Genomic DNA, 12,162 nt, shown 5'->3' with positions numbered 1-12,162 from the left:
TGCCGGGGCCGCGCGCGGGCGCGCCGCCGAGCCCCACGCCGCGCGCCCCCCCGCAACCCAGGGGGAGAGAGCCGGCTACTTCGCCTCGGCCTTGCGGAGTTCGGCCAGCTCCTCGTCCGACTCACGCCCCGGCGTCGGGATGTTGAACCGGATGATCGCGAAGCGGAAGATCGCGTAGTAGAGGGCCGCGAAACAGAGCCCGACCAGCGCCAGCCCCCACGGGTTGGTCGCGATCCCCAGGTTGAGGAAGTAGTCGACCGCGCCCGCCGAGAAGCCGAAGCCGTCCTTCATGCCCAGGGCCCACGTCAGCGCCATGGACACCCCGGTCAGCACCGCGTGGATCGCGTACAGCACCGGCGCGATGAACATGAAGGTGAACTCGATCGGCTCCGTGACCCCGGTCACGAACGCGGTCAGCGCGAGCGAGAGCATCATGCCGCCGACGGCCTTGCGCCGCTCGGGGCGCGCGCAGTGCGTGATGGCCAGACAGGCGGCCGGCAGCGCGAACATCATGATGGGGAAGAAGCCGGTCATGAACTGCCCGGCCGTCGGGTCGCCCGCCAGGAAGCGGTTGATGTCGCCGCTCTTGCCCTCGAACGTACCGGCCTGGAACCACGGGAACGAGTTGAGGAGATGGTGCATGCCGACCGGGATCAGCGCACGGTTGGCGACACCGAAGATGCCCGCGCCGACCGCGCCCGAACCCACCAGCCACTCACCGAGGTTGTGCAGCCCGGCGCCCAGAACCGGCCATATGTAGCCGAAGACGATACCGATGGCGAGGCCGGCGAACGCGGCGAGGATCGGTACGAGACGCCGGCCGCCGAAGAAGCCCGCCCAGTCCGGCAGCTTCGTCCGGTAGAACCTCTGGTACAGCAGGGCCACCACGACGCCCATCACCACACCGCCCAGGACCTTCGCGTCGACGGGTGCGTCCGTCATCACGATCTTGCCGTCCACCACCTGCGCCACCTTGGGCAGGTTCGAGTCGGTGAAGGTGGCCAGCACGTTCTTGAAGACCAGGTAGCCGGTGACGGCGGCGAGCGCGGTCGAACCGTCCGCCTTCTTCGCGAAGCCGATCGCGATGCCGACGGCGAAGAGCAGCGGCATGTTGTCCAGGATCGCGTTGCCGCCCGCGGCCATGAAGCCCGCGATCTTCGTGACGAACGCGGGGAACGAGTCACGGCCGAGCATGTCGCCGTTCCCCAGCCGGACGAGCAGCGCCCCGGCGGGCAGGACCGCGACGGGCAGCATCAGGCTGCGCCCGATACGCTGCATCACGGACATCAGGCCGCTGCCCCTTTTCGGCTTCTCCGCAGCGGGCTTGTTCTCCGCCGCGGGTGCGGCGCTGGCCGTGGACATCAACTTCCTCCAGGGGGAACGCGGCACGGGGCCGCGTGGTCTACACCACTCAATGGTTTAGACCAGTTGTACACGGTGAGGAACAGATAAGGAACCGCCGCAATTCGGCGAAAAATGTGACCTGGGTTACTCGGATCGCTCGGGCTGCCCCCAGTCACGGCAGTCACGGCGGTCACCGCAGTAACCGCAGCCACGGCAGTCACCGCAGCCACGGCCGGGCGTCACCGGTCCGGTCCGGTCCGGCCCGCTCCCGCGCTACCGGGTGTTCTGCTCCTCGACCGCCGTCTCCAGCTCCTCGGGCTCCCGCCCCGGCGTCGGGATGTCGAACACGGTGATCGCCACCCGGAAGACCACGTAGTAGACCACCGCGAAACAGAGACCGATCGGAATGATCAGCCAGGGCTTCGTGTCCAGGTGCCAGTTCACCACGTAGTCGATCAGCCCGGCCGAGAAGCTGAACCCCGCGTGCACCCCCAGCGCCCAGGTGATCGCCATCGAGGCCCCCGTCAGCAGCGCGTGCGCCCCGTACAGCAGCGGCGCCGCGAACATGAACGAGAACTCCAGCGGCTCCGTCACCCCCGTCACGAACGACGTCAGCGCGACGGAGAGCATCAGCCCCGCGATCCGCTTACGGTGCTCCGGGCGCGCGCAGTGCGTGATGGCCAGCGCGGCGGCCGGCAGCCCGAACATCATGATCGGGAAGAACCCCGACATGAACTGCCCCGCCGACGGGTCCCCGGCGAAGAACCGCGTCAGATCGCCCTGGACGACCGTGCCGTCCGGCTTCGTGAACGAACCCGCCTGGAACCAGAAGAACGTGTTCAGGAACTGATGCATCCCGATCGGGATCAGCAGCCGGTTCGCCACCCCGAAGATCCCCGCGCCCCAGGCGCCCAGCCCGATGAGCTGCTTCGCGAACGCCGTCAGCGCGTCCCCCACCGGCTGCCACAGCAGCCCGAACGCCACCCCCAGCACCACACAGATGAAGGCCATCAGGATCGGCACCAGCCGCCGCCCGTTGAAGAACCCCAGCCAGTCCACCAGCCGCGTCCGGTGGAACCGCTGCCACACCACCGCCGTCAGCAGCCCGATCAGAATGCCCCCGAGCACCCCCGGATTCTGCGGCACCCCCTCCGGCGCCGCCTTCGTCACCGAACCGCCGACCGGGAACGCCGCCAGCACGTTGTGGTAGACGAGAAAGCCCGCCACCGCGGCGAGCGCCGTCGACCCGTCCGCCTTCTTCGCGAAACCGATCGCCACGCCGATGCAGAAGAGCAGCGGCAGCCCGAACGCCCCGTCGAGGATCGCCGTACCGCCCTGCGTGAACACCTTCGCCGTCCGGTCCCAGAACGGCCCGTGCAGATACGCCGAGAAGAGATTGCCCAGACTGACCAGCAGGCCCGCGGCGGGCAGCACGGCCACCGGGAGCTGGAGACTCCGGCCGATCTTCTGGAGCCCCTGGAACAGTCCGTTCCACCGGCCGCTCCACGGGCCCTTCCGCCGCCCCGCCGGCTGCCCCGGCACGGCGGCGCCGTCGGCGCTCATCGGCGTTCCCCCATTCCTCTCCCATCCCTCCATGACTGGTGTAGACCAGTTGAGTTAGGCTTCTCCCCGCCATCATTCGGTACGGCGTGACCGCTCGCCCGTGAAGATGAGCCAACCGTGCGTTACGGTGACAAAACGGTCTGTGTTCGAACGTCAGGGAGAAAGACATGGCCACCAAGGCTGAGAAGATCGTCGCCGGGCTCGGCGGGCTCGACAACATCGAGGAGATCGAGGGCTGCATCACCCGCCTCCGCACCGAGGTCGTCAACCCCGACCTCGTCGACGAGGTCGCGCTCAAGGCGGCCGGAGCCCATGGCGTGGTCAAGATGGGCACCGCGGTCCAGGTGGTCATCGGAACGGACGCCGACCCCATCGCCGCCGACATCGAAGACATGATGTAGAGCCGCACGGCACAGCGGAGCGGGGCCTGAATCCGACCACGGTCACCACCGCCGGACCAGGCCCCTCCTCACGTCCCGATAGGCTCACGGCCATGTCTCGAATCGACGGCCGCACCCCCGAACAGCTCCGCCCCGTCACCATCGAACGCGGCTGGAGCAAGCACGCCGAGGGCTCCGTCCTCATCTCCTTCGGTGACACCAAGGTCTTCTGCACCGCCTCCGTCAGCGAGGGCGTCCCCCGCTGGCGCAAGGGCAGCGGCGAAGGCTGGGTCACCGCCGAATACTCCATGCTGCCCCGCGCCACCAACACCCGCGGCGACCGCGAATCCGTACGCGGCAAGATCGGCGGACGCACCCACGAGATCAGCCGGCTCATCGGCCGCTCCCTGCGCGCCGTCATCGACTACAAGGCGCTCGGCGAGAACACCATCGTCCTCGACTGCGACGTCCTCCAGGCAGACGGCGGCACCCGCACCGCCGCCATCACCGGCGCGTACGTCGCCCTCGCCGACGCGGTCACCTGGGCCCAGGGCAAGAAGATCGTCAAGGCCGGCCGCCGCCCGCTCACCGGCACCGTCGCCGCCGTCAGTGTCGGCATCGTCGACGGCCTGCCGCTCCTCGACCTCTGCTACGAGGAGGACGTCCGCGCCGAGACCGACATGAACGTCGTCTGCACCGGCGACGGCCGCTTCGTCGAGGTCCAGGGCACGGCCGAGGCCGAGCCCTTCGACCGCAAGGAACTGAACGCCCTGCTGGACCTCGCGACGGCCGGCTGCGTCGACCTCGCGGCCCTCCAGAACGACGCGCTGGCCCGCACGGCCTGACCCGGCCCCCGTACCGTACGGGCGGCCGTCCGCCGCGCCCGTACGGTACGGATACTGGTGGGCATGACCCGCCTGATCCTCGCCACCCGCAACGCCGGGAAAATCACCGAACTCAAGGCCATCCTCGCGGACGCCGGCCTGCCGCACGAACTGGTCGGGGCGGAGGAGTACCCCGAGATCCCCGACGTCAAGGAGACCGGCGTCACCTTCGCCGAGAACGCCCTCCTCAAGGCACACGCCCTCGCCACCGCCACCGGCCTCCCGGCCGTGGCCGACGACTCCGGCCTCTGCGTCGACGTCCTGGGCGGCGCCCCCGGCATCTTCTCCGCCCGCTGGTCGGGCACCCACGGCGAGGACCGCGCCAACCTGGACCTCCTCCTGGCCCAACTCGCCGACATCGCCGACCCCCACCGCACCGCCCACTTCGCCTGCGCGGCGGCCCTGGCCCTCCCGGACGGCACGGAACGCGTGGTGGAAGGCCGCCTGACGGGCACGCTCCGCCCCACCCCGGCCGGCACGGGCGGCTTCGGCTACGACCCGATCCTCCAGCCGGACGGCGAGACCCGCACCTGCGCGGAACTGACGGCGGCGGAGAAGAACGCGATCAGCCACCGGGGCAAGGCGTTCCGGGCGCTGGTACCGGTGGTACGGGAGCTGCTGGGCTGAGATGCGCGGATGGGCCCCGTCCGCCCGGACGGGGCCCATCGGCTGCTGTGCGGCCGGTGGGATTCGAACCCACACGGGATTTCTCCCACTGGGACCTAAACCCAGCTTGGCTGCCAGTTACAACACGGCCGCATGCCGCTTGTCATGCTAGCGGGCCGAGGCCCCTCCGGGTGAGCGGGAGGCGACCTCTCCGCCGGGCCGCCTTCGCTTCCTGCGGTTACGGCACCACGTGTCCGTCAGCGCGTGGCAGTTCGGGCAGAGATAGCGCAGGTTCTCGGCGCGGTTGTCCAGCCAGTCGCCGCTGATGTGGTCGATCTGAAGGGTGATCGGCCGGCCCAGCCACTCGCCGGTGTTCCCGCAGGACGCGCAGCGGTACGGGACGCCGGTCTCCTGGAGGGCCCGGTGCAGCCGGGCCCGGTTCGTGCGCGGGGAGTTCTCGGGCAGGACGACCAGCGTGGAGGCGGCCGTGGGCTTCCGGGCGCGCGGTTGGCCGGCTCCCCAGGCGCGCCGAACGAAGTGGCGCGTATCAAGGCCGAGTTGAGCCGCCTTTCGCCGTACACGCCGATGATTCGTGGCAGTGACCGGAAGCCCCAGGGTCCGCATGGTCTCCGCGAAACTGGAGGCGCCGGATATCGCCTCGCGCAGCGCCCCCTCCGGAATCGCGAGGCGCGCGTACCGGAAATGGCCGGTGTCGACGCCCCGCTCCGTGAACAGGCGCCCCAGTGCCGCGCGCGAGCGGCCGTCGTCGGACATGCCGAGTAATCGGGCGGCGCCGCGGATACTGTCCGCGCGGGCGGCCGCGTCCGCCAATTCAGCGGTGCTGAAGGGCAGTTCGGTCCGGGTGGGATTCATTCCCGGCAGATGGCCGACATCGATGCCCGCCGCCTCGATACGGCGGGACAGATGCGACAACGTCCCCGTGGCCGGTGGCGCGCCCAGTTCGACGGCGACCTCGCGCAGTGTCGTGGAGGTGGCGACCGCGGCGGCGATGACCTCGTCCGGGTACTTCCGCCAGTGGCCGCGCTGTACGAAATGGCCGGTGTCGACGGCGAGGTCGGCGACTCTCCGCTGAAGGGCGCGGCGCCGCCCGCCGCTGGCCCTGAGCCCGAGCCGGCGCATCAGATCGGCCCAGCTCCGTGCGGCGGCCACGGCGGCGGTCAGATGATCCCGGTCGTACGGGTCGGGCACGGCCCCTCCTCGGTCCGGCCGTCTGTTCGCGGCGTCGCACTGGGTAACGAACCGGATATCGGACGGTTACGCCGTCCGGCGTAGCCGTCCGAGGTCCTGGCGGCGGGGTGGTGGAGGTGTCAGAACTTGGGTTCCGGGGTCTGGGACTGGACCAGTTCGACCGCTTCCTCCGGTGTCTCCACCGAGGGGGGCGAGCCCGACAGGGGCTTCTGGGCCGTTTCCTTCATGCAGGCCACCGCGATCACGCCGACCAGCGCCGCCGCCATCGCGTAGTACGCCGGCATCAGGTCGTCGCCCGTCAGGCTGATCAGGCCGGTGATCACCAGGGGGGTCGTGCCGCCGAAGAGGGAGGCGGAGAGGTTGTAGCCGACCGAGAGCGAGCCGTAGCGGACGTGTGTGGGGAAGAGGGCGGGGAGCGCGGCCGACATGGTGCCCAGGAGGCAGACCAGGGAGAGGCCGAGCATCAGCATGCCCGCCGAGATCGCGGGGATGCTGCCCTGTTTGATCAGCAGGAAGGCCGGCAGGGAGAGGAAGAAGAAGCCGAGCATGCCGGTCATCAGCAGCGGTTTGCGGCCGTAGCGGTCGCTGAGTTTGCCGATCTGGCTGATGATCGCCATCAGCGCGGCCATCACGCCGAGCAGGATCAGCAGGCCGTGCGTCTCGCTGTAGCCGAGCTGGTCCGAGAGGTAGGTCGGCATGTACGACAGCAGCATGTAGTCCGTGATGTTGTACGCGCCCACCAGCGCGATGCACAGGATCAGCGAGGGCCAGTACTGGCGGAAGATCTTGGCGAGGTCGTCCTTCGTCGTGGCCTCGACCGTGTCCGCCGCCTCCGAGGCACGGGCGCTCTCCGCCTCCAGCTTCTGGAAGGCGGGCGTCTCGTCCAGGCGCAGCCGCAGATAGAGACCGACGAGTCCGAGCGGGCCGCCGACCAGGAACGGTACGCGCCAGCCCCATGCCTGCATGGTGTCGGAGCCGAGGGTCGCGGTGAGCGCGGTGACCAGCCCGGCGGCGCCGACGTACCCGGCGAGGGTGCCGAATTCGAGGAAGCTGCCGAAGTAGCCGCGGCGCTTGTCGGGCGCGTACTCGGCGATGAAGGTGGACGCGCCGCCGTACTCGCCGCCCGTGGAGAAGCCCTGGACCAGCCGGAAGAGGATCAGCAGCGCGGGGGCCCAGAGGCCGATCGTGTCGTACGAGGGGATCAGGCCGATGGCGAAGGTGCCGACGGCCATCAGCATCATGGTCAGCGCCAGGATCTTCTTGCGGCCGAGCCGGTCACCCAGAGGGCCGAAGAACATTCCCCCGAGCGGCCGTACGAGGAAGGCGACGGCGAAGGTCGCGAAGGAGGAGAGCAGCTCGATCGTGGGGTTCCCGGACGGGAAGAAGACATGGCCGATGGTGACGGCGAGATAGCTGTAGATACCGAAGTCGAACCACTCCATGGCGTTGCCCAGGGAGGCGGCTTTCACGGCCCGCTTGACCGCCTGTTCGTCGGTGACGGTGATGTCGGACCGGCGCAGTTTCGGGTTTTTCCGCCGTTGGATCGTGCGGAAAAGGGCGGGGTGGCGTTTGACCGCTGCGGGGTCGGCCACCTCTTCGTGCTCCTGGCCGGCCATGGCGCGGGTCCCTTCCTCGGAGTGAAACAGTCCAGGGGAACCTTCTGCACGGTGGTGCCGAATGCAAACCGAAGTCCCACGGAAGTGGGACTTCGGTCACAGCGTTCTCGCATGTTCCGCACGCGACCCGGAGCCGGGACGCGGAGCCGGGGTCCGATGGGGCGCCGAGGTCCGGTCGGACCCCCGGCGTCCTTCAGATGCCGAGGTCCTTGATGATCTTCGCCACGTGGCCCGTCGCCCGCACGTTGTAGAAGGCGTGTTCGACCTTGCCCTCCTCGTCGACGACGATCGTGGAGCGGATCACGCCGGTCACGGTCTTGCCGTACATCTTCTTCTCGCCGAAGGCGCCGTACTGCTCCAGGACCTCCTTGGACGGGTCGCCGACCAGCGTGACCTTCAGGTTCTCCTGCTCGCGGAACTTCGCCAGCTTCTCCGGCTTGTCCGGTGAGACGCCGATGACGTCGTATCCGGCCCCGGCGAGCAGGTCGAGGTTGTCCGTGAAGTCGCACGCCTGCTTGGTGCAGCCGGGGGTGAGCGCGGCGGGGTAGAAGTAGACGATGACCTTGCGGCCCCGGTGGCCGGCGAGCGAGACGTCCTTGCCGTCCGCGTCGGGCAGGGTGAAGGCGGGGGCGGTGTCGCCGGGGGTCAGTCGCTCGCTCATGGTTCTCCTCCGAGGTCGGGCGGGTGGTACGGGCCCGAGAGTAATCGGGGGTGCCGTCGGGTGAGGCGGGGGCGGAGCTGACAGACTGTCGTCCAAGGACGACCGGACACGACGACGGAGGCAGCGCGGTGTCGGATTCCAGGACCCCGGCGCAGATCGAGGCGGACATCGTCCGCAGGCGCGGGCAGCTCGCCGAGACGCTGGACGAGATCGGGGTGCGGGTGCACCCGCGGACGATCGTCGGCGACGCGAAGGCCAAGGTGGCTTCCACGGTGGACCAGACGGCAGGACGGGCGTTCGTCGCCGTGAACAGGACGGTCGCGGGTGTCCGCGCCTCGTTCGTCGGGGAGGACGGCGGGCCCCGGCTGGAGCGGGTGGTGCCGGTGGCGCTGCTCGCGGTGGGCGTCGTGGGGCTGCTCGTGATGGCGGGCCGGCCGTCCCGGACGTCCGGGACGGTGAAGCGGCGCCGGAAGTGAGCGTTCCCGTGGCCGGGAACCCCGGTGGTTCCCGGCGCGGGCCCGTGTCAGCGCCGTATCACCCCTCCGGCGTACGGGAGCGCCGCGGGCAGGTAGGTTCTGGGACGTGAGCGAGAACTCCCCCAGCCAACACGACAAACTGCCCATCCGGATGCTGCACGACCGCGTGCTGGTCAGGACCGACATCCCGGAGGGCGAGCGGCGCTCGTCCGGCGGCATCCTCATCCCGGCGACGGCGGAGGTCGGCCGGCGGCTGGCCTGGGCCGAGGTGGTCGCCGTGGGACAGAACGTCCGTACGGTGACCCCGGGGGACCGGGTGCTGTACGACCCCGAGGACCGTGCCGAGGTCGAGGTGCGCGGGGTGGCGTACGTCCTGATGCGGGAGCGCGATCTGCACGCGGTCGCCGCCGACCGGTTCGAAGGGTCCCAGGACTCCACCGGGCTTTATCTGTAGGCGCCGGGATTTGCTACGTTGGGGGAACCCGACGAGACGCGCCGTACCGGGTTAATCGAAAGACGACGCACCTGTTGTCCGTGCTTTCTGTGCCGGAGGTGTCGTCATGGCGTGGGTTCTGTTGGTCGTCGCGGGTCTGGTCGAGGTCGCCTGGTCGATCGGGATGAAATACACCGAGGGGTTCACGCGGCTGTGGCCGAGCGTGTTCACGGGTGCCGGGATCGTGGTCAGCATGGTGCTGCTGGCGCAGGCGGCCAAGACGCTGCCGATCGGTACGGCGTACGGCGTGTGGGTCGGTATCGGCGCGGCCGGTGCGGCGGTGCTCGGCATGGTGGTGCTGGGGGAGCCGGCGTCCGCCGCCCGGATCTTCTTCGTGGTGCTGCTGATAGTGGCCGTGGTGGGGCTGAAGGCCACCTCCGGGCACTGACGCCGGAACGGCCGGACCCCGGCTGCCGGATGCGCCTGACCGGCCTCATCCACCCGGGTTGCCGGGGTCCTGGTGCGGGGTGGGCGGTGGGCCCTGGCCCGCCGGGGCTCCGGTGGTGTTCCCGCCGTCCGGGGCGCCGGTGCCGCCGCTGCCGTCCCCGCCCGTGAGGTCCATGGCGCCGCCCGCGGGCGGTCCCTCGCCCACGGTGCCGCCGCCGGTCGTGGCCGCGCCGCCGGTGGCCGCCGTACCGCCGCCGGCTCCGTCCGCGCCGCCCGTCGGCCGGTCCTGGCCCGGGGGCCGGCTCCGGCCGCCGCCGGTGGAGCCGGTGGTGGCGCCACCCGTTCGGCCCTGTGACTGCCCCTCGGTCTGTCCCTGCGTCTGGCCCTGCGTCTGTCCCTGGACCTGGCCCCGGCCGCTGGGCCGCGGTGAGGCGCTGTCCCCGGTGCCGGGTTCCCGGGAGCCCGGCTGGTCCGGGGGCGCCGTCTCGGACGAGCCGGGCTCCACCTGGAGGTCGAAGCCCTGGACGGGCGTGGACCGCAGCGCGCTCGCGGTGTACTCGCCCCAGATCTGGGCGGGCGCGCCCCCGCCGTTGATCCTGGCCTGGCCGAGCGCCCCGTACAGCGGCTTCTGCCGGGCCGTGTCGGGGTCGGCGCCCAGGACGGCGACGACCGTGGCCAGGTCCGGGGTGTAGCCGGCGAACCAGGCGGCCCGGTCCTCCTCCGCCGTACCGGTCTTGCCGGCCGCCGGGCGGCCCGCCGTCTGGGCGGCGGTGCCGGTGCCGCCGCCCACGACTCCGCGGAGCATGGCGGTGGTGGTGTCGGCGGCCTCGCGGCTGACGGCCCGGGTGGTGGGGCGCGGGGGCAGGGCGAGGGCGGCGCCGTTCTTGGTGATCTTGGTGACCAGGGTGTACGGGGTGCGTTCCCCGTGGTGGGCGAGGGTCGCGTACGCCTGCGTCAGGTCGAGGACGCTCGCGGTGGCCGGGCCGAGGGCGATGGAGGGGGAGGCGGTGAGGTCGGGGGTGTCGTCGGGGATGCCGAGCGCGACGGCGGTGCTCCTGACGGTGGCGGGGCCGACGTCCTGGGCGAGTTGGGCGTAGACGGCGTTGACGGACTTGTCGGTGGCGGTCCTGACGGTGATGGGGCCGTAGTCGGTGTCGTCCTCGTTGGCCGGGGCGTAGCCGGTGGCCCCCTCGGGGCCTTCGACCATGCGTTCTGTGTCGCCGTCGTAGACGGTGTTGGGGGTGATGCGGCGGCCGTCCTGGGTGCGGGAGCCGTGCTGGACGGCGGCGGCGAAGACGAACGGTTTGAAGGTGGAGCCGACCTGGTAGTCGCGGCGGGTCGCGTTGTTGACGTACTGCTCGGTGTAGTCGACGCCGCCGTACATGGCGACGACATGGCCGGTCGCGGGGGCGATGGAGGCGCCGCCGACGCGGACGTTGCGGTCGGCGTCGCGGGAGCTGTCGAGCTGGGAGATGACCTGGTGGTCGACGGCCTTGACCAGCGCGTTCTGCTTCTTGCGCTCCAGGGTGGTGGTGATCCGGTAGCCGCCGGTGGCCAGGGTGTCGGCGCCGATGATCCGATGGCCGGTCAGATAGTCGCCCACCGCCTGGACGAGGTAGCCGCGCTGTCCCGAGAGGCCGGTGGCCGTCGACCTGAGGGGGCGGGGCGTGGGGAACTTCAGCGCGGCGCGGGCGCGGGGGGCGAGCCACCTCTCCTTGACCATGCCGTCGAGGACGTAGTTCCAGCGGGCGACGGCGGCGGGCCTGTTCTCCGGGTGGAGGGCGACGTCGAACTCGCTGGGCGCGTTGAGGAGCGAGGCCAGATAGGCGCCCTCGGCGGTGGTGAGGTCCTCGACGTCCTTGCCGTAGTACGCCTGTGCGGCGGCCTGGATGCCGTACGCGTTCCGGCCGAAGAAGCTGGTGTTCAGATAGCCCTGGAGGATCTGCTCCTTCGTCTGCTCGCGGTTGAGCTTGATCGCGATGAAGAACTCCTTGGCCTTGCGGGTGATCGTCTGTTCCTGGCCGAGGTAGTAGTTCTTGACGTACTGCTGGGTGATGGTGGAGCCGCCCTGGGTGCCCTTGCCGGTGGCGGTGTTCCAGGCGGCGCGGATCATGCCCTGCGGGTCGACGGCGGGTTCGCTGTAGAAGCCGCGGTCCTCGGCGGCGAGCACGGTCCGCTGCACGGTCCTGGGCACCTGGGCGAGGCGGATGTTCTCGCGGTTGATGTCGCCGTCGCGGGCGATCTGTGTGCCGTCCGCGTACAGATACACGTTCGACTGGGCGGTGGCCGCCGCGTTGGCGGCGGGGATGCCGACGAGCTTGTAGCCGAGGGCGAAGCCGCCGATGAGCGCGAGCGCGCAGAACAGGAGCCCGCCGAGCGTCATGCGCCAGGTCGGGAGGAGCCTGCGCGCGCCGGTACGGCGGCGCCGGGGCCGCTCGGCCTGCTTCTCCTCGGCCGGCTGCGGCTGGGGCTGGGGCTCCCGCTGCGGCTCCGGCGGCGGCTGTGGCTCGTCGTTCATGCGCGTGGGACTCCTCGGCCGTGGC

General features: G+C 70.6%; 12 protein-coding genes, 1 tRNA gene and 1 riboswitch. Of the genes, 6 read left to right on the top strand and 7 right to left on the bottom strand.

Annotated features, from left to right (window positions below; all coding sequences use genetic code 11):
- Positions 1-75: 75 nt before the first annotated feature.
- The gene (locus ACFXPK_RS08180; protein ID WP_384993450.1) at positions 76-1,362 is read right to left on the bottom strand and encodes a PTS transporter subunit EIIC; all 1,287 of its coding nucleotides are present in this window, start codon (positions 1,360-1,362) and stop codon (positions 76-78) included.
- Positions 1,363-1,617: 255 nt separating this feature from the next.
- Positions 1,618-2,907, bottom strand: coding sequence for a PTS transporter subunit EIIC (locus ACFXPK_RS08175; RefSeq protein ID WP_385072936.1), 1,290 nt, complete (start codon positions 2,905-2,907; stop codon positions 1,618-1,620).
- 140 nt (positions 2,908-3,047) lie between these two features.
- Here ACFXPK_RS08175 and ACFXPK_RS08170 point away from each other — a divergent pair, with 140 nt between their 5' ends.
- From ACFXPK_RS08170 to rdgB, 3 genes are all read left to right on the top strand, one after another.
- A complete protein-coding gene (locus ACFXPK_RS08170) occupies positions 3,048-3,308 on the top strand; it encodes a glucose PTS transporter subunit EIIB (protein ID WP_384993493.1) in 261 nt (86 codons plus the stop codon).
- Between the two features lie 92 nt (positions 3,309-3,400).
- The gene (gene rph / locus ACFXPK_RS08165) at positions 3,401-4,132 is read left to right on the top strand and encodes a ribonuclease PH (protein ID WP_384993444.1); all 732 of its coding nucleotides are present in this window, start codon (positions 3,401-3,403) and stop codon (positions 4,130-4,132) included.
- Positions 4,133-4,195: 63 nt separating this feature from the next.
- Positions 4,196-4,798 (top strand): RdgB/HAM1 family non-canonical purine NTP pyrophosphatase, encoded by a 603-nt coding sequence (gene rdgB / locus ACFXPK_RS08160; protein WP_385072931.1) that lies wholly within the window; start codon positions 4,196-4,198, stop codon positions 4,796-4,798.
- 48 nt (positions 4,799-4,846) lie between these two features.
- On the opposite strand, the gene ACFXPK_RS08155 is transcribed toward rdgB, so the two are convergent.
- The 4 genes from ACFXPK_RS08155 to bcp all read right to left on the bottom strand — a co-directional run bounded on the left by ACFXPK_RS08155 (position 4,847) and on the right by bcp (position 8,263).
- Positions 4,847-4,930: transfer RNA gene (locus tag ACFXPK_RS08155), tRNA-Leu, on the bottom strand.
- A 15-nt stretch (positions 4,931-4,945) separates the two neighbouring features.
- Positions 4,946-5,986 carry an HNH endonuclease gene (locus ACFXPK_RS08150; RefSeq protein WP_385072928.1) on the bottom strand — a complete coding sequence of 347 codons (1,041 nt, stop codon included), beginning with the start codon at positions 5,984-5,986 and terminating at the stop codon, positions 4,946-4,948.
- 119 nt (positions 5,987-6,105) lie between these two features.
- The gene (gene proP / locus ACFXPK_RS08145; RefSeq protein WP_384993437.1) at positions 6,106-7,602 is read right to left on the bottom strand and encodes a glycine betaine/L-proline transporter ProP; all 1,497 of its coding nucleotides are present in this window, start codon (positions 7,600-7,602) and stop codon (positions 6,106-6,108) included.
- A gap of 193 nt (positions 7,603-7,795) precedes the next feature.
- Positions 7,796-8,263, bottom strand: coding sequence for a thioredoxin-dependent thiol peroxidase (gene bcp, locus ACFXPK_RS08140; RefSeq protein ID WP_384993434.1), 468 nt, complete (start codon positions 8,261-8,263; stop codon positions 7,796-7,798).
- Between the two features lie 128 nt (positions 8,264-8,391).
- Here bcp and ACFXPK_RS08135 point away from each other — a divergent pair, with 128 nt between their 5' ends.
- The 3 genes from ACFXPK_RS08135 to ACFXPK_RS08125 all read left to right on the top strand — a co-directional run bounded on the left by ACFXPK_RS08135 (position 8,392) and on the right by ACFXPK_RS08125 (position 9,620).
- Complete coding sequence (locus ACFXPK_RS08135; protein ID WP_385072924.1) at positions 8,392-8,739, top strand: DUF3618 domain-containing protein; 348 nt, start codon at positions 8,392-8,394, stop codon at positions 8,737-8,739.
- Positions 8,740-8,890: 151 nt separating this feature from the next.
- A complete protein-coding gene (locus tag ACFXPK_RS08130; RefSeq protein ID WP_329827408.1) occupies positions 8,891-9,193 on the top strand; it encodes a co-chaperone GroES in 303 nt (100 codons plus the stop codon).
- Between the two features lie 6 nt (positions 9,194-9,199).
- A riboswitch (guanidine-III (ykkC-III) riboswitch) is annotated at positions 9,200-9,265 on the top strand.
- Between the two features lie 34 nt (positions 9,266-9,299).
- Positions 9,300-9,620: a DMT family transporter gene (locus tag ACFXPK_RS08125; RefSeq protein WP_385072921.1), complete on the top strand. Its 321-nt coding sequence runs from the start codon at positions 9,300-9,302 to the stop codon at positions 9,618-9,620.
- 45 nt (positions 9,621-9,665) lie between these two features.
- On the opposite strand, the gene ACFXPK_RS08120 is transcribed toward ACFXPK_RS08125, so the two are convergent.
- Positions 9,666-12,137 carry a transglycosylase domain-containing protein gene (locus tag ACFXPK_RS08120; RefSeq protein ID WP_385072918.1) on the bottom strand — a complete coding sequence of 824 codons (2,472 nt, stop codon included), beginning with the start codon at positions 12,135-12,137 and terminating at the stop codon, positions 9,666-9,668.
- Positions 12,138-12,162 lie beyond the last annotated feature (25 nt).

It is taken from the genome of Streptomyces sp. NPDC059142, assembly GCF_042755665.1.
In the GTDB taxonomy this organism is placed as follows: domain Bacteria; phylum Actinomycetota; class Actinomycetes; order Streptomycetales; family Streptomycetaceae; genus Streptomyces.
This window is presented reverse-complemented; position numbering and strand designations above follow the sequence as displayed.

What these genes read in the sequence shown, in the direction of transcription:
- rph (WP_384993444.1), top strand. Translation starts at nt 3,401, where the DNA reads ATGTCTCGAATCGACGGCCGCACCCCCGAACAGCTCCGCCCCGTCACC.
- ACFXPK_RS08130 (WP_329827408.1), top strand. Translation starts at nt 8,891, where the DNA reads ATGCTGCACGACCGCGTGCTGGTCAGGACCGACATCCCGGAGGGCGAG.
- bcp (WP_384993434.1), bottom strand. Translation starts at nt 8,263, where the DNA reads ATGAGCGAGCGACTGACCCCCGGCGACACCGCCCCCGCCTTCACCCTG.
- ACFXPK_RS08120 (WP_385072918.1), bottom strand. Translation starts at nt 12,137, where the DNA reads ATGAACGACGAGCCACAGCCGCCGCCGGAGCCGCAGCGGGAGCCCCAG.
- proP (WP_384993437.1), bottom strand. Translation starts at nt 7,602, where the DNA reads ATGGCCGGCCAGGAGCACGAAGAGGTGGCCGACCCCGCAGCGGTCAAA.
- rdgB (WP_385072931.1), top strand. Translation starts at nt 4,196, where the DNA reads ATGACCCGCCTGATCCTCGCCACCCGCAACGCCGGGAAAATCACCGAA.
- ACFXPK_RS08125 (WP_385072921.1), top strand. Translation starts at nt 9,300, where the DNA reads ATGGCGTGGGTTCTGTTGGTCGTCGCGGGTCTGGTCGAGGTCGCCTGG.
- ACFXPK_RS08175 (WP_385072936.1), bottom strand. Translation starts at nt 2,907, where the DNA reads ATGAGCGCCGACGGCGCCGCCGTGCCGGGGCAGCCGGCGGGGCGGCGG.
- ACFXPK_RS08180 (WP_384993450.1), bottom strand. Translation starts at nt 1,362, where the DNA reads ATGTCCACGGCCAGCGCCGCACCCGCGGCGGAGAACAAGCCCGCTGCG.